Origin of the sequence: Acidovorax sp. sif1233 (assembly GCF_019218755.1) — a bacterium.
GTDB lineage: Bacteria > Pseudomonadota > Gammaproteobacteria > Burkholderiales > Burkholderiaceae_C > Acidovorax.
Genome location: NZ_JAHUWZ010000003.1, coordinates 63,817 through 87,072, shown reverse-complemented (window position 1 = coordinate 87,072; position 23,256 = coordinate 63,817). Strand labels below are relative to the sequence as shown.

Genomic DNA, 23,256 nt, shown 5'->3' with positions numbered 1-23,256 from the left:
GGCCCGCCGTGTCTTGGGGAGCGGCTGGTGCCGTGTGGTTGTAAATCTGGTTACGTATTGAGAATTATTCTCATATAATTCACCCCATCAGCCAGCCACAACGGCCCTTTCTGCTGCCCGCAGAAGCCAGGACCGTCTGCATGGAGCCAGCTCTGTATTCGTTGTCGTTTCAGAGAAGGACTCCCCTCCGTGGCGCAGGCATTCCGTACCCCTCCGTTTTCTTCCCGGCGCGCACTGGCGCACCCCTCCGATCAATGGCTGCAAGGCCGTCTGCGGCCGCTCACGTGGCTGGTGGCCTGTGCATGTGCCGCCATCGGCAGCGCGCATGCGCAAGATGTGGCCCAGCTGGTGGCTGCGGGCCCGGTGCTCAAGGAGGTTGTCATCAGCGGCTCGCGCAGCGAGCAGGACCGCGACGAGCTGCCCATGAGCATCGACGTGATCAACGCGCAGGCCATCGAGGAAGGCCAGGTGCGCGACATCCGCGATGTGGCGCGCGAGCTGCCCAACGTGTCGGTCACGCGCTCGCCGGCGCGCTTCACGCTGGCCAGCGGCTCCACGGGGCGCGAGCAGAACGCGGGCTTCAACATCCGCGGCCTGGACGGCAACCGCGTGCTGATGATGGTGGACGGCATCCGCCTGCCGCGCAGCTACGTCTTCAGCGCCAATGCCTTCGGGCGCGACTACCTGGACATCGGCCTGCTGCAGCGCATCGAGGTCGTGCGTGGCGCCACATCGGCGCTGTATGGGTCGGACGGCATGGCGGGCCTGGTCAACTTCATCACCGCCGAGCCGTCGGCCTTCCTCGATGGCGACAAGCGCATCGGCGGCCGCGTGAGCCTGGGCTACGACGGCGACGACCACGGCAAGCGCGTGGGCGCCACGGTGGCGGGACGGGCGGGCGACACGGTGCAGTGGCTGCTGGGCGGCAACGTCACGCGCGCCAGCGAGCTCGACAACATGGGTACCAACAGCGCGGCCAATGCCGACCGCACCCGTCCCAACCCGCAAAAGGACCAGAGCGGCGCGCTGCTGGGCAAGGTCATCCTCACGCCCGGCGGCGGCCAGCGCCATGTGTTCACGCTGGAGCATGTGGACAAGAACTCCGACTACGAGCTGCTCACCGCGCGCTCCAAGCCGCCGCTGGCCGCCACGTCCGTGCTGGGCTCCACGTCGTTCACCGACATGCAGCGCAGCCGTGCGACGTGGGAGGGCTCGTTGCGCGTGAACTCCGCCTTTGCCGACGACCTGAAGGCGACGCTGAGCTTTCAGGATTCCCACTCGCGCGAGTACGTCACCGAGGACCGCAACACCGCCGCCGACCGCGTGCGCGACGTGACCTACGACGAGCGCACCTGGCAGGCCAACCTGCAGGGCAGCAAGGTGCTGCGCGCAGGCCCTGGTGGTCTGGTACAGAAGATCACCTACGGCTTCGACTACACGTCGGCCAAGGTCGAGAACCTGCAGACCGGCGTGACCCCGCCCGTGGGCGAGACCTTCCCGCTCAAGCGCTTTCCGGACACCACAGAGACCAGTGCCGCCCTGTACGTGCAGGACGAGTTCGTGACCGGCCCCTGGAGCATCACCCCGGGCGTGCGCTTCGACACCTTCCGCATCAAGGCCGACCAGGCGGGCTTTGGCGCGCAGGCCGTGTCCCTGTCGGGCAATGCCACCTCGCCCAAGTTCGGCGTGCTGTACCGCGCCAGCGAGCAGTGGAGCGTGTTCGGCAACTACGCGGCGGGCTTTCGTGCGCCCAACGCGGGCCAGGTCAACGCCTTCTTCGAGAACCCGGTCAGCAATTACAAGACCGTGCCCAACGCCAACCTGCGCCCCGAAAAGAGCCAGAACTTCGAGCTGGGCGTGCGGGGCCGTTTGGAGAGCCTTTCCATCGAGGCCGCCGCCTTCACCGGCCGCTACAAGGACTTCATCGAGGACCTGCGCCAGGTCGGCGGCACCGGTGCGCCGGGCAACCCGCTGGTGTTCCAGTCGGTCAACATCGGCCGCGTCAAGCTCAACGGCTTCGAGGTCAAGGGCGACATGCGCTGGGGCCGGTGGGCCGGCGGGCAATGGACATCGCCGTTCAGCTACGGCCAGACGCGCGGGCGCGATACCGCCACCGGCAGGCCGGTGAACACGGTGGACCCATCGCGCCTGTCTGCCGGCCTGCGCTACGACACCGGCCACTGGATGGCGCGCCTGGATGCCACCCACGCCGCCGCCAAGAAGGCCAGCGACGTGGCCGTGGCCACGGGCAGCACGCAGTACCTCACGCCGTCGTACACGGTGCTCGACCTGTCGGGCCAATGGCGCATCCGCAAGGACCTGCGCCTGAACCTCGGCATCTACAACCTGACCGACAGGAAGCACTGGCGCTGGGCCGACGTGCGCGGCCTGGCAGCCAACGCCAACTTCATCGACGCCTACAGCCAGCCCGGCCGCTCCGTGCGGGTGTCGCTGGTGGCGGACTTCTGAGCACCCACGTGAACACGTTCCAAGGCCACCCATCAAGGAGAACACCCATGAGCCACGTTCCCGACCCTTCCAATGCCTCCGATGCCAGCGCCCACTGCGACGAGGAGTACAGCCTGCCGTGCGCCGAGGCGCTGCTGGCCGGCACGCTCGCCCTGATGACGGGCTACGTGCAGGCCTGCTGCGACACCCACCGCGACGCCATGGGCCGCAAGATATCGGCCAACCTGCAGATGCTGGCCGACGCCGACGGCTTCACCGCTCACTTCCGCACGGTGGTCTGGAGCCTGCAAGGCCGTTGGGAACAGCAGTGCAAGGCGCGCCAGGACACCGCCGCCAGCGCCGCACTGGTGGCCGCAGAGCAGCGCCGCGTGCTGTGGCACACCGCGCCGGAGGCCGTGCAATGAGCCGCGCCGTGACGAACACCCCGGGCACTCCAGCCTCCGCGCCCCTGGCCGCACCCGACATTCGCGCGCAGTTCGCCACCGCACGTGCTGCCGGCAAGCGCGCCAAGGATGCGGCCGAGAGCCTGGGGCTCTCGGAAGGCGCTGCGGTGGCGGCCCACGCGGGCGAGCATGGCCACCCGCTCAAGGCCGTGCCGCTGCAGGGTTCGTGGCTGGAGATGCTGCAGGCGCTCGAGGCCTGCGGCCCCTTGATGGCCCTCACGCGCAATGAAGGCGTGGTGCATGAGAAGACCGGCATTTACACCAACGTGTCGGCCACAGGCCCGGTGGGCATCGCGCTGGGCGAAGACATCGATCTGCGCCTGTTCTTCGCGCAGTGGCATGCTGGCTTTGCCGTGACCGAGCTGGCCAACGACCCCGCCAGGCCGCCGTCGCGCAGCCTGCAGTTCTACAACGCCAGCGGCCGCGCCGTGCACAAGATCTTTACCCGCGAAGCGACCGACCTGGCGGCGTTCGATGCGGTGGTGAGCCGCTTCGCGCAGCCCAGCGCGGGCTATGTGTTCGGCAAGGCGCCCGCGCCGGAAGCGGTGCGGCCCGATGCCGACATCGACGCCGACGGTCTGCGCGAGGCCTGGGGTGCCATGCAGGACACACACGAGTTCTTCGGCCTGACCAGGAAATTCGGCGTGGAGCGTCAGCAGAGCTTTCGCCTGGTCGAAGGCCAGTTCGCGTGGCGCGCCGAACCGCAAGCGGTATCGCGCCTGCTGGACGAGGCCGCGGTGGACGGCCTGCCCATCATGGTGTTCGTGGGCAGCGGCGGTTGCATCCAGATCCACACCGGGCCGGTGCGCAACATAAAGCCGCTCGACACACCGCACGCCCAGTGGATCAACGTGCTGGACGCAGGCTTCAACCTGCACCTGCGCACCGACGTGGTGGCCAGCGTGTGGGTGGTGGAAAAGCCGACGGCCGATGGCGTCGTCACCTCCGTCGAGGCGTTCGACCACGCGGGCGAGCTGATGGCCATGTTCTTCGGTGCGCGCAAGCCCGGCAAGCCCGAGCTGCAGGGCTGGCGCGACCTGGTGGCGCGGCTGCCGCAGGCGCAGCAAGATGAGGTGGTCCATGCTGCGTGATGGCCTGACCGACGCGGCGCGCAGGCAGCTGCTGCGCGGCATGGCAGCGCTGCCGCTGCTGTCTGTGGTGGGCGCGGAGCGCGCAGTCGCGGCCAGCCCGGCGCGCATCGTCTCGCTGGGCGGTGCGTTGACCGAGGTGGTCTACCTGCTGGGCGCGCAAGGCCAGCTGGTGGGCACCGACACCACCAGCCTGTTCCCCGAGGCCGCGCTCAAGACCGCCAAGGTCGGCTACATGCGCCAGCTCTCGGCCGAGGGGCTGCTGTCCCTCAAGCCCGACGCCGTGGTGGGCACCACCGAGGCCGGCCCGCCCGTGGTGCTGGACCAGGTGCGCAGCGCCGGGGTGCGCGTGGAACTGGTCAAGGCCGACCACACCTGGGACGAGGTGCAGCGCAAGGTGGTCACCGTGGGCCGTGTGGCGGGCCGCGAGCGCGAGGCCGCCGCCCTGCAGGCCGATCTCGATGCCCAGTGGGCGGCGGTGCAAAAGAGCGTGGCCGCGGCTGCGCGGCGCCCGCGCGCGATCTTCATCCTCTCGCACAGCGGCAGCCCCATGGTGGCGGGCACCGGCACGGCGGCCGATGCGCTGATCCGTTTTGCGGGCGGCACCAACGCCATCACGCAGTTCGCGGGCTACCGGCCGCTCACGGCCGAGGCCATGGCCAGCGCCGCGCCCGAGGTGCTGCTCAACAGCACGCAGGGCATCGAGGCGCTGGGCGGCGAGGCCGCGTTCTGGCAGCGGCCGGAACTGGCGCTCACGCCCGCTTTCCGCCACAAGGCCCTGGTGACGATGGAGGCCAGCCAGCTGCTGGGCTTTGGTCCGCGCCTGCCCGGGGCCGTGCGCGAGGTGCACACCCGCATGCAGGCGATCACCGCGTGAGCGGCCTGGCCGTGGCGCAGCCGGGTGCGCGCTGGACCGCGGGGCGCCTGTCGCCCCGCACCGCGCTGACCGTGGGCTCGGTACTGGTGGTGCTGGCATTGGCGTGGGCCAGCACCCAGGGCGCGTACGCCATCGCACCGGCCCAGCTGTGGCAGGTGCTGCTGCAGGCCGTGGGGCTGGCGCCTTCTGCCGAACAGGCACCGGAATACCTGGTGTTCATCAACATCCGGCTGCCACGCCTGTTGATGGGCGTGGCGGCCGGGGCGGGCCTGGGGCTGGCGGGTGCGCTGATGCAGGGGCTGTTTCGCAACCCGCTGGCAGACCCCGGCCTGATCGGCGTGAGCAGCGGCGCCGCGCTGGCTGCTGCGCTCACCATCGTGCTCGGCATGCACTGGCTGCCCGACATGCCGCGCACGCTGGGCAGTTGGTCGCTGGTGACCATGGCCTTTGGCGGTGGCCTGGTGGTCACGGCGCTGATCTATGGGCTGGCGCAAGCCGATGGCGCCACGCGCATGGGGCTGATGCTGCTGGCGGGCGTGGCGGTCAATGCGCTGGCGCTGGCGGGGCTGGGCTACCTCAACTTCATCTCCACCGACGAGCAACTGCGCAACATCCAGATGTGGCTGCTGGGCAGCCTGGGCGGCGCGCGCTGGAGCGCCGTGGCGCTCGTGGGCACCGTCGTGGCGGTGGCCTGCGGCCTGGGCCTGGCGCTGGCGCGCCCGCTCAACGCGATTGCGCTGGGAGAGGCGCAGGCCGCGCTGCTGGGCGTGCCGGTGGAGCGCACCAAGCGCCTGGCGGTGCTGGTGACGGCGCTCGCCGTGGGGGCCGTCACGGCGGCCACCGGCATCATCGGCTTCATCGGCCTGGTGGCGCCGCACTGGGTGCGCCTGGTGGCCGGGCCGGATCACCGCGTGGTGCTGCCGGGATCGGCCCTGCTGGGCGCCGCGCTGGTGCTGGTGGCCGACGTCGTGGCGCGCACCATCGTCAAGCCGGCGGAGCTGCCGCTGGGCGTGCTCACCGCCTTCATCGGTGTGCCCTTGTTCCTGGCCATGCTGCGCCAATTCAGGAGCAAGGTATGAGAGCAGGCCCGCTCCATCCCGGCGATCCGCTGGTGTGCGATCAATTGGCGGTGGGCCTGCCCGGCCTGCCGCTGCTGGCGACCGTGCATGCGCGCCTGGCGCCTGGCCGCTTCACCGCCATCCTGGGGCCGAATGGCGCGGGCAAATCCACGCTGCTGTCCATGCTGTCGGGCCAGCGCGCGCCGCGCTCGGGCTCGGTCAGCCTGAGGGGCCGGGCGCTCACTGCGGTTGGTGCCTTGGAGCTGGCGCGCCTGCGCGCCGTGCTGCCGCAAGAGACGGCGGTGGCCTTCGACTTCACGGTGCAGGAGGTGGTGGAGATGGGCCGCTTTCCGCACCGCCAGTCGCCCAGCCGGAACGAGGCGCGCATCGCCCGCGAGGCCATGGAGGCCACCGGCGTGGTCCACCTGGCGGCGCGCGGCGTGAACACCTTGTCGGGCGGCGAGCGGGCCCGCGCCCACCTGGCCCGGGCGCTGGCGCAGATCTGGGAGCCCCGGCCCGATGGCGCCACGCGCTGGCTGCTGCTCGACGAGCCCACCGCCGCGCTCGACCTGGCGCACCAGCACCAGGCCATGGCCCTGGTGCGCCGCTGGGCGGTGGAGCAGGGCATCGGCGTGGTGGCGGTGCTGCACGACCTGAACCTGGCGCTGCGCTATGCGCACGACGTGGTGCTGATGGGGGCCGGGCGCTGCGACGTGGGGCCCGTGGGGCAAACGCTGGACGCGGCGGCGATCGCGCGCGTGTGGGGTGTGGAGTGTTCCGAAGTGCGCGCCAGCGACGGCACGCCGCAGTTTCTCGTGGCGGCCGGATGAAGCCGACATGACGATTTGGTCATCTGCTCCCGTCTTGCCCTTGGTCGCATGGGGATATGCACGGTTGCGCATGCTGCACCGCGCCATCTTGTCACTAGAATGCGCGCACACCATGCGCCGCCTGCTCCTCGTCTTTTTGCTGCTGTTCATGCCGCTCCAGTCCATCTGGGCGGCTGCATCGCCGTACTGCGGGCACGAGGCAGCGCCGCAGGCATCGCACTTTGGCCACCATGTGCACGAGCACCGGGCCGACGTGCCGGCCGAGCCATCCCATGCCAGCGAAACTCAGGACCACAAGGCCCTGGCCACCACCGGCACGGCCGACATGGACTGCCATGCCTGCCACGGCGTGGGCAGCGGCATGGCGCTGAGCGCGGGTGCCCAGGCCATCGTGGTCTCGGTCGCCCGCCCTGTTTCCCAGGTGGCACCTGCCTGGGTGCATCCACCCCTCTCGCGCCCCGAACGTCCCAACTGGTCCGTCCTCGCCTGAGCGGCGAGGCGGGGCACCGGGTAGCCCCTTCCTGACGATTCCACGCAGCTCTCGCGGGCGGCGGCGGCGCGTGCTTGTGCGCCGGACATCGTCGTGCCTTGCCGATTTCAACCCCGTGGCCCCCGGCCATTGCAGAGGAATCGGATGCAACGAACGAGAAGAACGAACCACACACCACGGCTGTGCATGGCGGCCGTGGCCCTGGGGTGGGCGCTGGCCGGCAGTGCTGCGCTGGCCCAGACGCCGGCACCACCGCTCACGCTCAAGGCCTTGTTCGACAGGGCCTGGGAGCGCCAGCCCGAGGCGCAGTCGGCCGCGCTGCGGCGCGAATCGGCACAGGCCGCGCGCAGCGGTGCATCGTCCTGGACGGCCGAGCCCGCCGCGCTGGAGCTGCAGGCCAAGACCGACCGCCCCGGCAGCAACCAGGGCAACCGCGAAGTGGAGATGGGCGTGGCCCTGCCGCTGTGGCTGCCCGGCGAGCGCGCCCGCAAGGCCGCGCTGGGCGATGCCGAGATCAAGGCCGTGGAGAGCCGCCGCCTGGCCGCCCAGCTGCAGCTGGCCGCCAGCGTGCGCGAGGCTTGGTGGGCGCTGCAGCGTGCGCAGGCCGAGCTGGGCCTGGCGCAGGACCGGCTGCAGAGCGCGAAGCAGCTCGCAGCCGACGTGGCGCGCCGTTTCAAGGCCGGCGACATGGCGCGTGCCGACCAGACCCAGGCCGATGGCGCCGTGGCCCAGGCCGAGGCCGCCGTGGCCGAAGCCCTGGGGGCACGCGATGTCGCGCAGGCGGCCCTGGCGGCCTGGGGCGGCCAGGAGGTGCTGCCCGACGCTGCAGAGCCCGAGGCCGAAGCCTTGCCCGCCGCCGGCCTGCCCGCCGACCACCCGGCCGTCGCCGACTGGCAGGACCAGGCCGAGGTGGCGCGCCGCGCCGCCGACCTGGCCGCCGTGCAGACCCGTGCCAATCCCGAGCTGACCGTGGCTGCCACGCGCGGGCGCGAGCAATCGGGCGAGCGCTACCTGCAAAGCTTCACCGTCGGCGTGCGCGTGCCCCTGGGCGGCGGCGACCGTGCGCGCGCCAAGGAGGCCGCCGCACGCGCCGACGCACTCGACGCCGAAGTGCGCGCCCGCGTCGAGCAGGACCGGCTGGCTGCCGACGTGGCCGCTGCCACGGCGCGTGTGAAGGCCACCCAGGCCCAGCGCGAGGCCATGGCCCGCCATGCGGCACTGGCGCGTGACACACGCGGTTTCATCGGCAAGGCCTTCCGCCTGGGCGAAGCCGACTGGCCCACGCGCCTGCGCGTGGAGCTGGAAGCCGTGCAGGCCGAGCGCCAGCTGGCGCGTGCCCGCATCGATGCGGCGGCCGCCGTATCCACCCTGCGCCAGGCCCTGGGCCTGTTGCCGCAGTGAGCGCCCTATCCATCCCGACACCCTGTTTGTGATCACCATGCAACTCCTTTCTCTTCCTTCCGCGCTGGCCCTGGCCTTGGTGCTGGGCCTGGCGCCTTCGTGGGCACTGGCTGGCGATGGCCATGACCATGGCGAAGCCCCCGCCGCCGCAGCCGGCCCTGCGATACCGCGCTTTGCCGCCACCTCCGACCTGTTCGAGCTGGTGGGCGTGCTCGACGGGCAAAAACTGGCGCTCTACCTGGACCATGCGGGCGACAACAGCCCGGTCAAGGAGGCCCAGCTGGAGATCGACATCGCCGGCACGCGCGTGCCCGTGACCCGCGTGGCCGACGGCGAGTTCCAGGCCGCGCTGGCCGCACCGCTGGCCGAGGGGGTGAGCCCCGTCACCGCCACCGTCGTGGCCGGCAACGACACCGACCTGCTGGCCGGCGAGATCGACGTGCACGCCGCGGCCCAGGCCCACGCCGAGCCCACGGGCCGGCGCAACGCGTTGGTCGCCGGTGCCCTGGCCGCCGTGCTGGCAGCCCTGGCCCTGGCGTGGGGCCTGCGGCGTGGCCGCGCCGCGCGCGCCCAGCGCCTGGGAGGTGCAGCATGAAGCGCCTGACCTCTCTCCATTCCGTCGTGGCCCTGGCGATGGCCGCTGCGCTGTGCGCCCCGCTGGTGGCGCGTGCCGGTGAAGGCCATGACCATGGCGACGCGCCCGCAGCGGCCGACGGCAACGGCCCCAAGCGCCAGCCCGATGGCAGCGTCTTCCTGCCCAAGCCTGCGCAGCGCCAACTCGGCGTGCGCACCCTGGTGGCCGCCGAGGGCCAGCACCCCAAGGCCTTCGAGCTGGCCGGCACGGTGGTCATGGACCCCAACGCTGGCGGCAAGGTGCAGGCCGCGCTGGCCGGCCGGCTGGAGGCAGGCACCAAGGGCCTGCCCGGCGTGGGCCAGGCCGTGCGCAAGGGCGAGGTGCTGGCCTATGTGGTGCCCACGGCGGGCGCCATCGAGCGATCCAACCAACTGGCCCAGCAGGCCGAGCTGCGTGCGGCGCGCGACCTGGCGGCACGCCGCGTGGCGCGTTTGAAGGACCTGTCGGACACCGTGCCGCGCAAGGACATCGAGGCGGCCGAGAGCGAGCTGCAAAGCGTCACCCAGCGCCTGGGCGCGGTGGGGGCGGGCCTTTCGACCCGCGATGCGCTGGTGGCGCCCGTCTCGGGTGTCATCGCCTCGGCCAATGCCGTGGCAGGGCAGGTGGTGGATGCGCGCGAACTGGTGTTCGAGGTGGTGGACCCCACGCGCCTGCGCGTCGAAGCCCTGGCTTACGACACGGCCCAGGCCCACAGCGTGGCCGGCGCCGCGCTGGCCGTGGGCGGGCAGCGCGTGCCGCTGCGTTTTCTGGGCGCGGCGCGCAGCCTGCGCGACCAGGCGCTGCCGCTGCAGTTTGCCGGTGACTCGGCCGTGCTCGGTACCTTGGCCCTGGGCCAGCCCGTGCGCGTATTCGTGCAATCCACCGAGCAGGCCGTTGGCGTGCAGGTGCCCGTGGCTTCGCTGCTGCGCAATCCCGCGAACCAGACCATCGTCTGGGTCAAGGAGTCGCCCGAGCGTTTCGTGCCGCGCGTCGTCACCTACGTGCCCCTCGACGGCACCTCGGTGGCCGTGACCTCGGGCCTCAAGGCCGGTGACCGCGTGGCCACGCAGGGCGCCACGCTGATCAACCAGGTCCGTTGAAGGAAACCACGCAATGTTCAAGTGGCTACTCGAAAGCAGCCTGGCCAACCGGCTGCTGGTGCTCATCGCGGCGGGCGTGCTGATGGCCTATGGCGCCTTCACGCTGTCGCGCACGCCGGTGGACGTGTTCCCCGATCTCAACAAGCCCACCGTCACGCTGATGACCGAGGCCGGCGGCATGGCCGCCGAGGAGGTGGAGCAGCTCATCACCTTCCCGCTGGAGACGACCATGAACGGCCTGCCCGGCGTGGAGAGCGTGCGCTCCACCTCCAGCGCGGGCCTGTCCTTCATCTACGTCACCTTCGACTGGAGCACGGACATCTTCCGCGCGCGGCAGATGGTGTCCGAGCGCCTGTCGTCCATGGAGGAGGGGTTGCCCGCGGGCGTCACGCCGCGCATGGGGCCCATCAGCTCCATCATGGGCGAGATCATGCAGGTGGCGATCCCCATCGACGTGCAGCGCACCACGCCCATGGCCGTGCGCGAGTACGCCGACTGGGTGCTGCGTCCGCGCCTGCTGGCGATTGCCGGCGTGGCGCAGGTGATCCCCATCGGCGGCGAGGTGCGCCAGTTCCAGGTGCAGCCCAACACGGCGCGCATGGCGGAGCTGGGCATCACGCACGACCAGCTCACGGGGGCGCTCAAGGGCTTCTCCAGCAACACTTCGGGTGGCTTTTTGGAGCTTAACGGGCGCGAGTACCTGATCCGCCACCTGGGCCGCACCTCGCGCCTGGAGGATCTGCAGAACCTGGCGCTCACCGCAAGGAACGGCCAGCCCGTGCTGCTGCGCCAGGTGGCCGAGGTCACATTTGCTGCGGCCCTGAAGCGCGGCGATGCGGGCTTCGAGGGCAAGCCGGCCGTGATCCTCGGCATCCAGAAGCAGCCCACGGCCGACACCATCGCGCTCACGCGCAGCATCGAGTCGGCGCTGGGTGATTTGAAGAAGTCGTTGCCCGCAGGCATGGAGGCGCCGCGCGTCACCTTCCGCCAGGCGAGCTTCATCGAGGCCTCGGTCACCACCCTGCAGGGCAAGCTCATGGGCGCCTCGGTGTTCGTGGCGGTGATTTTGTTCGTGTTCCTGGGCACGCTCAGGCCCACGGTGATCGCGCTCACGGCCATCCCGGTGTCGATCTTCATCACGGCGCTGGTGTTCAAGTACTTCGGCCTGTCCATCAACACCATGACGCTCGGGGGCCTGGCGATTGCCATCGGCGGCCTGGTGGACGATGCGGTGGTGGACGTGGAGAACGTGCTGCGCCGCCTGAAGATGGACCGCGCCAAGCACCCCCAGCACCGGCTGCACCCGCTGGAGGTGGTCAAGCTCGCGTCGATGGAGGTGCGCTCGGGCATCCTCTACGCCACGGCCATCATCGTGCTGGTGTTCCTGCCGCTGTTTGCGCTGCCGGGCATCGAGGGGCGTTTGTTCGTGCCGCTGGGCATCGCCTTCATCGTCTCCACGATCGCGTCGCTGCTGGTGTCGGTCACCGTCACGCCGGTGCTGGCCTTCTACCTGCTGCCGCGCATGAAGAACCTCGACCATGGCGACACGCGCGTGGTGGCCTGGCTCAAGGCGCGCTACCGCCGTGGGCTCACCCGGGTGCTGGCACGTCCGCGCATGGCCATGGCGGTGAGCGGGGTGGCGGTGGTCCTGTCGGTGGCGGCGGTGCCGTTCTTTCCGACGACCTTCTTGCCGCCGTTCAACGAGGGCACGCTGCTCATCGGCATGCGCCTGAACCCGGGCGTGACGCTGGCCGAGTCCACCGCCCTGGCCAGCCAGGCCGAGGTGCTGGTGCGCCAGGTGCCCGAGGTCACGCACGTGGGTCGGCGCAGTGGCCGGGCCGAGCTCGATGAACATGCCGAGGGCGTGCACGTGAGCGAGCTCGACGTGGGCCTGCTGCCCGCGGCCGAGCTGAAACGCAGCATGGCCGAGGTGCAGGCCGACATCCGCAGCCGGCTGGCGCAGATGCCGGCTGCCATCGCCATCGGCCAGCCGATCTCGCACCGCATCGACCACATGCTCTCGGGCGTGCGCTCGCAGATCGCGATCAAGCTCTTCGGCGAGGACCTGGATACCCTGCGCGGCCAGGCCGATGCGCTGCGCGCGCGCCTGGCCAGCATCGACGGCCTGGCCGATCTGGAGGTGGAAAAGCAGGTGCTGGCGCCGCAGATCACCGTGCGCGTGGACCATGCCGCGGCCGCCCAGTACGGGGTGCCGGCCGCGCAGGTGCTGGCCACCTTGCAGGGCCTGGTGGAGGGCGAAAAGGTGACGCAGATCGTGGAGGGCAGCCGGCGCTTTGCGCTGGTGGTGCGCCTGCCCGAGAGCGCGCGCTCGCTGGACGGCCTGGCGCAGATCATGATCGAGACCCCACGCGGACGCGTGCCGCTGTCGCGCCTGGCCGGCATCGAGGACGGCGACGGCCCCAACCAGATCAGCCGCGACGATGGCAAGCGGCGCATCGTGCTCTCGGCCAACGCGCAGGGCAGGGCGCTGTCCGACGTGGTGGCCGACATCCGCAAGGTGGTGGACGAGACGCGCCTGCCCGACGGCTACTTCATCACCCTGGGCGGCCAGTTCCAGGCGCAGGAGGAGGCCAGCCGCCTGGTGGGCATGCTGGCCGTGGTCTCGCTGGTGCTGATGTTCGTGGTGCTGTACACGCGCTACCGCTCGGCCACGCTGTCGGCGCTGATCATGGCCAACATCCCGCTGGCGCTGGTGGGCGCCGTGCTGGGGCTGTGGATCTCGGGCCAGCCGCTGTCGGTGGCGGCGCTGATCGGCTTCATCACGCTGGCGGGCATCTCGGTGCGCAACGGCATCCTGAAGGTCAGCCACTACCTGAACCTGATGCGCGTGGAGGGCGAGAACTTCGACACCGCGATGATCGTGCGCGGCTCGCTGGAGCGCCTGTCCCCCGTGCTCATGACCGCGCTGGTCACGGCCTTCGCGCTGGCACCGCTGCTGCTGGAGGCCGAGCGCCCCGGCACCGAGATATTGCACCCGGTGGCGGTGGTGATCTTCTCGGGCCTGATCAGCTCGACCCTGCTCGACACCTTCCTGACCCCGGCCCTGTTCTGGCTGTTCGGCCGCCGCGATGCCGAGCGTCTGCTGGACGACAAGAACGCCGAGGCGTTCTGACCCTGTTCCCTGTTCCCATCCTCCCTTTGAAAGGATCACCATGACAACGAAACATCTTCTCGCCACCCTGGCCCTCGCATTCTGTGGCACTGCCTTTGCGGCAGGCGACCACGCCCACGGGCACGAACACAAGCCGCTGCATGGCGGCATCGTCGTGGAAGCCAATGACATGGACTACGAACTCGTGGCCAAGCCCGACCTCCTCACGCTGCACCTGCGCGACCACGGCAAGCCCGCCCGGACCGAAGGCGTGAACGCCAAGCTCACGCTGCTGAACGGTACGGAAAAATCCGAGGCGATGCTGGTGCCAGCGGGAGAAGGCCGGCTGGAAGCCAAGGGCACGTTCAAGGTGGCCGCGGGCACCAAGGTGGTGGCGCTGGTGGCGCTGCCGGGCAAGAAGCCGGCGAATGTGCGGTTCGCGGTGAAGTAGGCGCGCGCTCATTCAGCGTGCTGCAGGCCGGCGGCATGACCCCGCCTGCTGCTGCGCGTGGATTCGCCCTCAGGGGCGGGCCTACTTCCACTGACGTCCATCGCCGGTAGCGCACCCGTAGGGTGGCACGACCCGGGCAAAGCGTTCCTGCAGTTGCGCGCAGCCCTGGCGGTTCAGGGGCGCTGGCGCCCTGGAGTTCAGTTCGAGCCCCACTTCGTCGTAGGGCGAAGTGGCCTTGTGCACGTAGTCGTACCAACGTTTGCCGACGAACAGCACCACCATTGCGGCGGCTGCAAAAGACACCAGGGCACCGGGGCAACGTGAAGGATGAGGGTTTTTTTAACGAGGCTCCGGGGGCGCGATGCCGCACACAGCGATCCACGCGCAGGGGAGCGGTCGAGGTTAGTGCTCCCAATCGCTCACATATTAATAGCTATCAGATATTGCTGATCAAGCGCTAGAGCCTTTTTTAATCAAGCGACGGGGTGCGACGCGTTCGGCGCAAACGCTCGGCGGTTCGCCCCTCAGTACACCAGCCGCTCCGGCCGGATCTCCTGCAGGATGGTCGTGGCGATCTCTTCGATGGACTTGGTGGTGGTGGACAACCACCGGATGCCCGCGCGGCGCATCATGGCCTCGGCTTCGGAGACTTCCATGCGGCAGTTCTCCAGGCTGGCGTAGCGGGAGTTGGGACGGCGCTCCGCGCGGATTTCGGCCAGGCGGTCGGGGCTGATGGTCAGGCCGAAGATCTTGCTGCGAAACGGCACCAGCGCGGGGGGCAACTGGCGGCGCTCGAAGTCTTCGGGGATCAGCGGGTAGTTGGCCGCCTTGAGTCCGCACTGCATGGCCAGGTACAGGCTGGTCGGTGTCTTGCCGCTGCGGCTCACGCCCACCAGGATCACGTCGGCACCCGCCAGGTCGCGGTTGCTCTGGCCGTCGTCGTGCGCCAGGCTGAAGTTGATGGCCTCGATGCGGTCGGTGTATTCCTTGCTGCGGCTCACGTCGCTGAAGCGGCCGACACGGTGGTGCGACTTGATGCCCAGTTCTTCTTCCAGCGGGTGCACGAAGGTGCCGAACATGTCCAGCAGCATGCCCTTGCAGCCTTCCTGGATGACCTTGAGCACTTCCATGTTGACAAGGGTGGTGAAGACCACAGGCTTCTTTCCCTCGACCTCGCCCGTGTGGTTGATCTGCCGCACCGCCTGGTGGGCCTTGTCCACGGTGTCGATGAAGGGCAGGCGCACATGGCGCGGCTTCATCTCGAACTGCGCCAAAATGGCATTGCCGAAGGTTTCGGCGGTGATGCCGGTGCCGTCCGAGACGAAAAAAACGGTGCGCGTGTGCATGGAGCAGGGTGCCTTTCAGTACGTCAGCCTGCCGCCAGTGCCGCAGGCCTACAATTGTGACAATTATCCAAATTCTCACCATGCACTTCGTCGGCCCACAACCACAACGACAAAGCCGCTGCCCGTGCATGGCCGCTCGCCCATCGCTCCAAGGGGGCGGGCGCGCAGACCCGGTTTCAACTTCTGGAGCTTTCCCATGTCTGCACTTTTCAGCCCGACCGCCCTGGTCGTACCGTTTGAAAACCTGAGAATGACCGATGTCGAGGCCGTAGGCGGTAAAAACGCCTCCCTCGGCGAGATGATCTCCCAGCTGCCCCAGGGCGTGCGGGTGCCCACGGGCTTTGCCACCACGGCGCACGCGTTTCGCCAGTTCCTGGCCCACGACGGCCTGGCCGACAAGATCAGCGCCAAGCTCAAGAGCCTGGACACCGAAGATGTGCGCGCCCTGGCCGCCGTCGGCGCCGAGATCCGTGCCATGGTCGAGGCCCAGCCTTTTCCGGCCGACCTGCAACAAGCCATTGCCGAAGCATTCGCCATGCTGAGCGCCGGCAACCCCGCCGCCTCGTTCGCGGTGCGCTCGTCCGCCACGGCCGAAGACCTGCCGGACGCATCGTTTGCGGGCCAGCAGGAGACCTTCCTGAACGTGGTGGGCATCGACGACGTGCTGCACAAGATGAAGGAGGTGTTCGCCTCCCTGTACAACGACCGCGCCATCTCCTACCGCGTGCACAAGGGCTTCGAGCACGACGTCGTGGCCCTGTCGGCCGGGGTGCAGCGCATGGTGCGTTCCGACCTGGGCGCGGCCGGCGTGATGTTCACCATCGACACCGAGTCCGGTTTTGAAGACGTGGTGTTCATCACCAGCAGCTACGGCCTGGGCGAGACCGTGGTGCAAGGCGCCGTGAACCCCGACGAGTTCTACGTGCACAAGCCCATGCTTCGTGCCGGCAAGAAGGCCGTGATCCGCCGCAACCTGGGCAGCAAGCTCATCCAGATGGTGTTTTCCACGCCCCAGGAGAAGGCCGCCTCGGGCAAGCTGGTGAAGACCACCGACGTGCCCACCGAGCAGCGCAACCGCTATTCCCTGACCGATGCCGACGTGCAGCAGCTCGCCCAGTATGCGCTGGTGATCGAGCAGCACTACGGCCGCCCGATGGACATCGAATGGGGCAAGGACGGTACCGACGGCCAGCTCTACATCCTGCAGGCACGGCCCGAAACCGTGAAGAGCCAGTCCAAGGGCCAGGCCGAGATGCGCTACAAGCTCAAGGGCCAGGGCACCGTGCTGGCCGAGGGCCGCGCCATTGGCCAGAAGATCGGCACCGGCCCCGTGCGCCTGGTGCACAACATTGCCGAGATGGACAAGGTGCAGCCCGGCGACGTGCTCGTGACCGACATGACCGACCCCAACTGGGAACCCGTGATGAAGCGCGCCAGCGCCATCGTCACCAACCGGGGCGGCCGCACCTGCCACGCCGCCATCATCGCGCGCGAGCTGGGCATTCCGGCCGTGGTGGGCTGCGGTGACGCGACCGAACTGCTGAAAGACGGCACGCTGGTCACCGTGAGCTGCTCCGAGGGCGACACCGGCCGCATCTACGACGGCCTGCTGGAAACCGAGGTCACCGAGGTGCAGCGCGGCGAGATGCCCAGCATCCAAACCAAGATCATGATGAACGTGGGCAACCCCCAGCTGGCCTTCGATTTCTGCCAGCTGCCCAACGAGGGCGTGGGCCTGGCGCGCCTCGAGTTCATCATCAACAACAACATCGGTGTGCACCCCAAGGCCATCCTGGACTACCCGCAGATCGATGCCGACCTGAAGAAGGCCGTGGAGTCCGTGGCCCGGGGCCATGCCAGCCCGCGCGCCTTCTACGTGGACAAGGTGGCCGAAGGCGTGGCCACCATCGCTGCCGCCTTCTATCCCAAGCCGGTGATCGTGCGCCTGTCGGACTTCAAGTCCAACGAGTACAGGAAGCTCATCGGCGGCAGCCGCTACGAGCCCGAGGAAGAAAACCCGATGCTGGGCTTCCGCGGTGCGGCGCGCTACCTGAGCGCTGATTTCGGCGAAGCCTTCGCGATGGAATGCGAGGCCCTGAAGCGCGTGCGCAACGACATGGGCCTGACCAACGTGCAGGTGATGGTGCCCTTCGTGCGCACGCTGGGCCAGGCCGAGCGCGTGACGCAGCTGCTGGCCCAGCACGGCCTGGAGCGCGGCAAGGACGACCTCAAGGTCATCATGATGTGCGAGGTGCCGAGCAACGCCATCCTGGCCGAGCGTTTCCTGGAGTTCTTCGACGGCTTCTCCATCGGCTCCAACGACCTGACCCAGCTCACCCTGGGCCTGGACCGCGACTCGGGGCTGGAACTGCTGGCGCACGACTTCGACGAGCGCGACCCCGCTGTGCAGCAGCTGATCCACCAGGCCATCAAGGCCTGCCTGGCACAGGGCAAGTACATCGGCATCTGCGGCCAGGGCCCCAGCGACCACCCGGACTTCGCCCAGTGGCTGGCCGCCGAGGGCATCTCGTCGATCTCGCTCAATCCCGACAGCGTGATCGCCACCTGGCAGCAACTGGCAGGCTGATGTGACGCGGCAACCCCCCGGGCGGCCGTGCCGCTTTCCCCTTCTCGCGCGCCACGCGCAGAAGGGGGTGCGCGCCCGGCGCGGCGGGGCGGCACTTGTGCGGGGGGGCCTGTTGTTCGACCTGCCCTCATTGCACGGGCCACGCGTGGCCCGCAGGGCCGTGGATCGCTGAGAGCCTGCGTGAACGACTCCGCCATGCCCCGTCGATCACCATCCGAGGCGGAAATGGCGGGCCCGTTCCCGCCCGATCTGCACGATGTGCGGCACCTGAAACTCAAGGCGGGCCTGCTGCTGCTGTGGGCGCTGGTGTCGTTTGGCGCCACCTATTTCGCCAGGGACCTGCAGGTGCTGGTGTTCGGCGCTTGGCCCCTGGGCTACTGGATCGCGGCACAGGGTGCGGTGCTGGTGTTCATCGGCATCGTGGTGGCCTATGGGTGGGCCATGAACCGGTTCGAGCGCCAGGACGCTGAGCGCATTGCGGCCGCATCCCTGGAAGACGCGGCCCTTCCTCCTGGCTGACCATGGCTGAGAACAATTCCTCCGGCGCAGACCGGGCCTACCTGTGGCGGCTGCACCGCATCCTGGCGCTGTATGTGGCGGGCGTGCTGGCCTTCCTGGCGCTGATGACCTGGGCGGAGCACCAGGGGCTCTCGCGCCACTGGATCGGCCCCATCTTCCTGTTCCTCACGGTGATGGTGTACGCGGGCATCGGCGTCTACGGCCGCACCACCGACCCGGAGGAATACTACGTGGCCGGCCGGCGGATTCCGCCCATGTACAACGGCATGGCGGCGGCGGCCGACTGGATGAGCGCCGCGTCGTTCATCAGCCTGTCGGGGGCGCTCTACCTGCAGGGCTTTTCCGGCACGCCGGGGCAGGCGGGGGGCCTCGCCTACCTGCTGGGCTGGACGGGCGGCTTCTGCCTCGTGGCGATGCTGATCGCGCCGCACCTGCGCGCCATGGGCCTGTACACCGTGCCCGATTTTTTCCACGTGCGTTTTGGCGGCCGGTGGCCGCGCGTGATCGCCGCGCTGGCCGCCGTGCTGTGCTCGTTCACCTACGTGGTGGCGCAGATCTACGGCGTGGGGCTGATCGCCTCGCGCCTGACCGGCGTGCAGTTCGAGATCGGCATCATGCTGGGACTGGGCGGCGTGCTGCTGTGCTCGTTCCTGGGCGGCATGCGCGCCATCACGTGGACGCAGGTGGCGCAGTACGTGGTGCTGCTGCTGGCCTTCCTGATCCCGGTGTCCTGGCTGGCCTACAAGCAGCTTGGCAACCCGCTGGCGCCGCTGGTCTATGGCGAGCAGATCAGCAAGATCGCCGATCTGGAGGCGCAACTGCTCGATTCGCCGGCGGAACACCAGGTGGTGCAGACCTACTTGCGGCGCGCCCAGGATTTCGAGGCCCGCCTGAGCGACGTGGAGGGTGCCCTGGAGCGCGAACGCGAGAAGGGGCGCGAGCGCATCCGCGCGCTGCGCACCCAGAACGCCGATGTGGGCCTGATCGTCACGGCCAGCCGCGAGCTGGCGGCCCTGCCGCGCGATGCCGCCGCGGCCCGCGAGCGCTGGACCCGCGAGATGCGCGAGAACTATGAGCGTGCCCGCCCCCTCGGTGGCCTGCCCCTGCACAGCCAGGCCTATGTGGGCGACCCGAAGGGCACCCCCGAGGAGCAGCGCGACTACGAGTTGACGCGCCGCAATTTCCTGGCGCTCATGTTCTGCCTGATGGTGGGCACGGCGGGCCTGCCGCACCTGCTCACGCGCTACTACACCTCGCCCACGGTGTCGGCGGCGCGCGCCTCGGTGGCGTGGTCGCTGTTCTTCATCGCCTTGCTGTACCTGAGCGCCCCGGCGCTGGCGGTGCTGGTGAAGTTCGAGGTCATGCAGAACCTGGTGGGCAGCAGCTTCGAGGCCCTTCCCAACTGGATGGCCCAGTGGGCGCGCGTGGACAGCTCGCTGCTGTCGGTGGAGGACGTGAACAGCGACGGCATCGTGCAGTTTGGCGAGATCCGGCTCGGGGCCGACCTCATCATGCTGGCCACGCCGGAGCTGGGGGGCCTGCCGTATGTGGTCTCCGGCCTGGTGGCCGCGGGTGGGCTGGCCGCGGCGCTGTCCACCGCCGACGGCCTGCTGCTCACCATCAGCAATGCGCTGGTGCGCGACCTGTATTTCCAGGACACCCAGCGCGAGGCATCGCCCGAGCAGCGTGTGATCCTGAGCAAGTTCGCGCTGCTGGCGGTGGCCTTGTCGGCGGCCTTTGTCGCGGCGCTCAAGCCGTCAGAGATCCTGCCCATGGTGTCGGCGTCGTTCTCCCTGGCCGCATCGGCTTTCGTGCCGGTGATGGTGCTGGGCATCTTCTGGCGCGGCACCACGCGGCAGGGCGCGGTGGCCGGCATGGTGGCGGGGCTGGGCGTGGCGGTGTACTACATGCTTTCGCATGTGTCGGCCATGCGCGCGCTGCCCAGCTGGATGCTGGCGGACGGGCTCTGGTTTGGCATCCAGCCCATCTCGGCCGGCGTGTTCGGCGTGCCGACGGGACTGGTGGTCGCCGTGGTGGTGAGCTGGGTGACGCGGCCCGCGCCCGCCTTGCCGCGCATCCGCTCCGAGATGTAGCGGCGCCGCGGGATTGCGGGTTGCGGCACGGGGCCAGGAGGGGCGCGACCGCGTTCCGGCCAGCGCTGCCATGGTTATGCGTAAACCCCGATTTTCAATGGTGCACAAACGTGAGAATCTGGCCTGCAGGGGCTCGTGGGGTGGTGGGTGCCCCGCGTCAACCCGCCACCGTTCAGCTCAAGGAGGCTCATGGTTCTCGTCAAAACGCCGGCAGGGCAAGAAGCGCTCAAGGACCGGCACGGCAGTCTCAGTTCGCGCCAGCGTTCGGCCTTCATCCTGTTTGATGGCAAGCGCTCCACGGGCGAGATTCTGGCGGCCACCGCCGCCATGGGAATCACGCAGGACGACGTGCAGGCCATGATCGCCCAGGGGCTGCTGGCGCCGCTGGCGGGGCAGTCCCTGCCTGCCGCAATGGCCGCCAGCCAGCCAGCCCCCGTGGCCGAACCCGCGCCAGCGACGGACCTGGGCACGGTGGCGTCGCCGCTGGAGGGGTCGGGGCGCACGCCGAAAGAGCGCTACCAGGCGGCCTACCCGATTGCCACCGAGCTGACCGCCGCCATGGGGCTGCGCGGGTTCCGGCTGAATCTGGCCGTGGAGGGAGCGGGCAGTTTCGAGGACCTGGCGGCGCTGGCACCGAAGATCCGCGAGGCCGTGGGCGACGCGAAGTTCGAGCGGCTGGACAAGGCGCTTTTTGATTGACGGGACACCCCGAGCCGCTCTGTGCCTTTCCTTTCTACGGCGCGGCATCCTTGCGCGCGGGCCTGGCCTGGGCTGCGCCCGTGCCAGAGGTGGCGGGCCAGGCGTAAAAAAAGCGGCCCGAAGGCCGCTTTGGTGTCGTGTCGGATGCTGCCGCGCAGGCTGCGCGATCAGCGGCCGACCTTGAGCAGTTCCACATCGAACTTGAGCGTGGCGTTCGGAGGGATCACACCGCCCGCGCCGCGCGCGCCGTAGCCCAGGGCCGCGGGGATGATCAACGTGCGCTTGCCGCCGATCTTCATGCCCTGCACGCCTTCATCCCAGCCCTTGATGACCATGCCGCCGCCCAGCGAGAACTCGAAGGGGTCGTTGCGGTCGTGGCTGGAGTCGAACTTGGCGCCTTGCTCGCCGTTGTTGTAGAGCCAGCCGGTGTAGTGCACCGACACGTTCTGGCCCTTGGTGGCTTCGGCGCCGTCGCCCACGGTGGTGTCTTCGTATTGCAGTCCGGATGCGGTGGTGGTCAGTGCCATGGATGAAATTCCTTGCTTGCTATTAAAAATATAGCTTCTAGCGCTTGTATGTCATGCGCTAGAAGCTAATTTGGCCCTGTATTTTAACGAGAAGCCCCTTCGCGGGGAACAGACGGGACCGCTGGCCTGTGGTCAGACCTTCTTGGCGCGGCCGGCCACCCAGCGGGTGGCGAAGGCCTGCACGTCCGACAGGCGCTTGAGCAGGTCGGCGCCGGAAGGAGTGACGGTGTAGCCGTCGCTGCCATGGTCCACGAAGCCGGCTTCGCGCAGTTCCTTGATGCGGGTGTTGAGCGTGTTGGGGGTGATGCCCCCCACGCTGTCCTGCAGCAGGCGGAAGGTCTGGGGGTGGCCGTCCTTCAGGGCCCAGAGCACGCGCAGTGCGTAACGGCATTCGAGCCGCTCGAACAACTGGTTGATGGCGGCATTTTCTTTGGAGCTCATGGACGCTTCTCCTCGCGCAAGTGTTGGATCAAGTTTTCATTCGGGTGGGCGAATGCCGGGCCCGCTGATGCGCTGAGACTATAGCGCGGAACCCATTTTGCTACAAGTTTAGTAGCTCAGAACGCACACCACGCATGCGCTACGCCCCAAAAATGACGTGTTACAACTCAAACTGTTGCGATGGGGCCACGGTTGGAGGCGGTCATTCCTGGCGGCCCAGCCCCGCCAGGTGGTGGACCAGCAACTGTGCGGCCGGGGTCAGCATCTGGGCGCTGCGGTAGCAGATGGCGAAGCGCCGCCGGGCCCAGGGATCGCTCAGCGGAATCACGCGCACCGGGGCGGTCTGGGCAAAGGGCAGGGCGACCTCGCGCGGCACGACGCTGATGGCCAGGTTGGCGCGCACCACCCGCAGGGCCGCGTCGAAGTTGGACACCAGCACCCGGTGCGCGAGCATTTTTCCCTCCACGGCCGCGGCGCGCGCCAGCAGCACCTGCACGGCGCTCAGCGCGGGCATGCTCACGAATTCATGGTCCAGCACGTCGGCGAACCGCACGCTGGCGTGCCGGGCCACGGGGTGCGAGGCATGTGCCACCACGGCGAGGTGGTCATTGCGGTAGCCGCGCGTTTCCAGGCCGGAGAGGTCCGCCGCGTCCCAGCAGATGCCAATGGACGCGCTGCCGTCGCGGATGCCCTGCACCACGTCCGGGCTCACGCGCTCCTCCAGGCTCACCTGGATGTCGCGGTGCGCCGGGTCCTGCAGGAAGGCGGCCACATCGTCGGCCAGCGATTCGGCCATGACCGAGGCCGTGACCAGCATGCGCACGTGGCCCCGGATGCCGGTGGCATAGGCGGCCATGTCACGCTCGATCTGGCCCACGCTGGCGAGCATGGTGCGCGCGTGTTCCAGCAGCGTTTCCCCCGCCGGGGTAGGAATGACGCCGCGCCGCTTGCGCACCAGCAGGGCGGTGCCCACCGTGTCCTCCAGCTGGGCCAGCCGCTTGCTGATGGCCGAACCCACGATGGACTCCTGCTCGGCCACGCGCGCGATGCTGCGCTGCTCGCACACGGCGGCAAACAGGCGCAGGGTCTGCAGGTCGAGATCGCGCATGCAA

21 protein-coding genes are annotated in these 23,256 nt (G+C 69.1%); 16 read left to right on the top strand and 5 right to left on the bottom strand.

Annotated features, from left to right (window positions below; genetic code table 11):
• Positions 1 to 234: 234 nt before the first annotated feature.
• From KW843_RS12130 to KW843_RS12075, 12 genes are all read left to right on the top strand, one after another.
• Positions 235 to 2,469, top strand: coding sequence for a TonB-dependent hemoglobin/transferrin/lactoferrin family receptor (locus KW843_RS12130; RefSeq protein WP_218295806.1), 2,235 nt, complete (start codon positions 235 to 237; stop codon positions 2,467 to 2,469).
• A gap of 47 nt (positions 2,470 to 2,516) precedes the next feature.
• Positions 2,517 to 2,873: a hypothetical protein gene (locus tag KW843_RS12125; protein ID WP_218295404.1), complete on the top strand. Its 357-nt coding sequence runs from the start codon at positions 2,517 to 2,519 to the stop codon at positions 2,871 to 2,873.
• Positions 2,870 to 4,003 (top strand): hemin-degrading factor, encoded by a 1,134-nt coding sequence (locus KW843_RS12120; protein ID WP_218295403.1) that lies wholly within the window; start codon positions 2,870 to 2,872, stop codon positions 4,001 to 4,003. The genes KW843_RS12125 and KW843_RS12120 overlap by 4 nt, the downstream gene beginning before the upstream one ends.
• Positions 3,993 to 4,877, top strand: coding sequence for a hemin ABC transporter substrate-binding protein (locus tag KW843_RS12115; protein ID WP_218295402.1), 885 nt, complete (start codon positions 3,993 to 3,995; stop codon positions 4,875 to 4,877). The genes KW843_RS12120 and KW843_RS12115 overlap by 11 nt, the downstream gene beginning before the upstream one ends.
• The gene (locus KW843_RS12110; RefSeq protein WP_218295401.1) at positions 4,874 to 5,956 is read left to right on the top strand and encodes an iron ABC transporter permease; all 1,083 of its coding nucleotides are present in this window, start codon (positions 4,874 to 4,876) and stop codon (positions 5,954 to 5,956) included. Before KW843_RS12115 ends, KW843_RS12110 begins: the two co-directional genes overlap by 4 nt.
• Entirely contained in the window at positions 5,953 to 6,765 is an 813-nt protein-coding gene (locus KW843_RS12105; RefSeq protein ID WP_218295400.1) for a heme ABC transporter ATP-binding protein, read from the top strand. The genes KW843_RS12110 and KW843_RS12105 overlap by 4 nt, the downstream gene beginning before the upstream one ends.
• Positions 6,766 to 6,877: 112 nt before the next feature.
• Positions 6,878 to 7,255 carry a hypothetical protein gene (locus KW843_RS12100; RefSeq protein WP_255594722.1) on the top strand — a complete coding sequence of 126 codons (378 nt, stop codon included), beginning with the start codon at positions 6,878 to 6,880 and terminating at the stop codon, positions 7,253 to 7,255.
• Positions 7,256 to 7,399: 144 nt separating this feature from the next.
• On the top strand, positions 7,400 to 8,656 hold the full coding sequence (locus tag KW843_RS12095; RefSeq protein WP_255594721.1) for a TolC family protein: 1,257 nt from the start codon (positions 7,400 to 7,402) through the stop codon (positions 8,654 to 8,656).
• 37 nt (positions 8,657 to 8,693) lie between these two features.
• Positions 8,694 to 9,251: a hypothetical protein gene (locus KW843_RS12090; protein WP_218295399.1), complete on the top strand. Its 558-nt coding sequence runs from the start codon at positions 8,694 to 8,696 to the stop codon at positions 9,249 to 9,251.
• Positions 9,248 to 10,369 carry an efflux RND transporter periplasmic adaptor subunit gene (locus KW843_RS12085; RefSeq protein ID WP_218295398.1) on the top strand — a complete coding sequence of 374 codons (1,122 nt, stop codon included), beginning with the start codon at positions 9,248 to 9,250 and terminating at the stop codon, positions 10,367 to 10,369. The genes KW843_RS12090 and KW843_RS12085 overlap by 4 nt, the downstream gene beginning before the upstream one ends.
• Positions 10,370 to 10,382: 13 nt before the next feature.
• The gene (locus KW843_RS12080) at positions 10,383 to 13,502 is read left to right on the top strand and encodes an efflux RND transporter permease subunit (protein ID WP_218295397.1); all 3,120 of its coding nucleotides are present in this window, start codon (positions 10,383 to 10,385) and stop codon (positions 13,500 to 13,502) included.
• Positions 13,503 to 13,542: 40 nt separating this feature from the next.
• Positions 13,543 to 13,932, top strand: a complete 390-nt coding sequence (locus tag KW843_RS12075; protein ID WP_218295396.1) for a hypothetical protein — start codon at positions 13,543 to 13,545, stop codon at positions 13,930 to 13,932.
• Between the two features lie 81 nt (positions 13,933 to 14,013).
• Here KW843_RS12075 and KW843_RS12070 read toward each other — a convergent pair whose 3' ends face one another.
• Entirely contained in the window at positions 14,014 to 14,235 is a 222-nt protein-coding gene (locus KW843_RS12070) for a hypothetical protein (RefSeq protein ID WP_369642881.1), read from the bottom strand.
• A gap of 221 nt (positions 14,236 to 14,456) precedes the next feature.
• Positions 14,457 to 15,278, bottom strand: coding sequence for a pyruvate, water dikinase regulatory protein (locus KW843_RS12065; RefSeq protein ID WP_218295395.1), 822 nt, complete (start codon positions 15,276 to 15,278; stop codon positions 14,457 to 14,459).
• Between the two features lie 196 nt (positions 15,279 to 15,474).
• On the opposite strand from KW843_RS12065, the gene ppsA reads away from it, so the two are divergent.
• From ppsA to KW843_RS12045, 4 genes are all read left to right on the top strand, one after another.
• The gene (gene ppsA, locus KW843_RS12060; protein WP_218295394.1) at positions 15,475 to 17,865 is read left to right on the top strand and encodes a phosphoenolpyruvate synthase; all 2,391 of its coding nucleotides are present in this window, start codon (positions 15,475 to 15,477) and stop codon (positions 17,863 to 17,865) included.
• Positions 17,866 to 18,060: 195 nt separating this feature from the next.
• Entirely contained in the window at positions 18,061 to 18,384 is a 324-nt protein-coding gene (locus tag KW843_RS12055; RefSeq protein WP_218295393.1) for a DUF4212 domain-containing protein, read from the top strand.
• Positions 18,385 to 18,386: 2 nt separating this feature from the next.
• The gene (locus KW843_RS12050) at positions 18,387 to 20,477 is read left to right on the top strand and encodes a VC_2705 family sodium/solute symporter (protein WP_218295392.1); all 2,091 of its coding nucleotides are present in this window, start codon (positions 18,387 to 18,389) and stop codon (positions 20,475 to 20,477) included.
• A 189-nt stretch (positions 20,478 to 20,666) separates the two neighbouring features.
• Complete coding sequence (locus KW843_RS12045) at positions 20,667 to 21,176, top strand: hypothetical protein (RefSeq protein WP_218295391.1); 510 nt, start codon at positions 20,667 to 20,669, stop codon at positions 21,174 to 21,176.
• Positions 21,177 to 21,343: 167 nt separating this feature from the next.
• On the opposite strand, the gene KW843_RS12040 is transcribed toward KW843_RS12045, so the two are convergent.
• From KW843_RS12040 to KW843_RS12030, 3 genes are all read right to left on the bottom strand, one after another.
• Positions 21,344 to 21,703 carry an FKBP-type peptidyl-prolyl cis-trans isomerase gene (locus KW843_RS12040; protein ID WP_218295390.1) on the bottom strand — a complete coding sequence of 120 codons (360 nt, stop codon included), beginning with the start codon at positions 21,701 to 21,703 and terminating at the stop codon, positions 21,344 to 21,346.
• 132 nt (positions 21,704 to 21,835) lie between these two features.
• Entirely contained in the window at positions 21,836 to 22,144 is a 309-nt protein-coding gene (locus tag KW843_RS12035) for a helix-turn-helix domain-containing protein (protein ID WP_218295389.1), read from the bottom strand.
• A gap of 202 nt (positions 22,145 to 22,346) precedes the next feature.
• Positions 22,347 to 23,252: a LysR family transcriptional regulator gene (locus KW843_RS12030; protein WP_218295388.1), complete on the bottom strand. Its 906-nt coding sequence runs from the start codon at positions 23,250 to 23,252 to the stop codon at positions 22,347 to 22,349.
• Between the last annotated feature and the right edge of the window lie 4 nt (positions 23,253 to 23,256).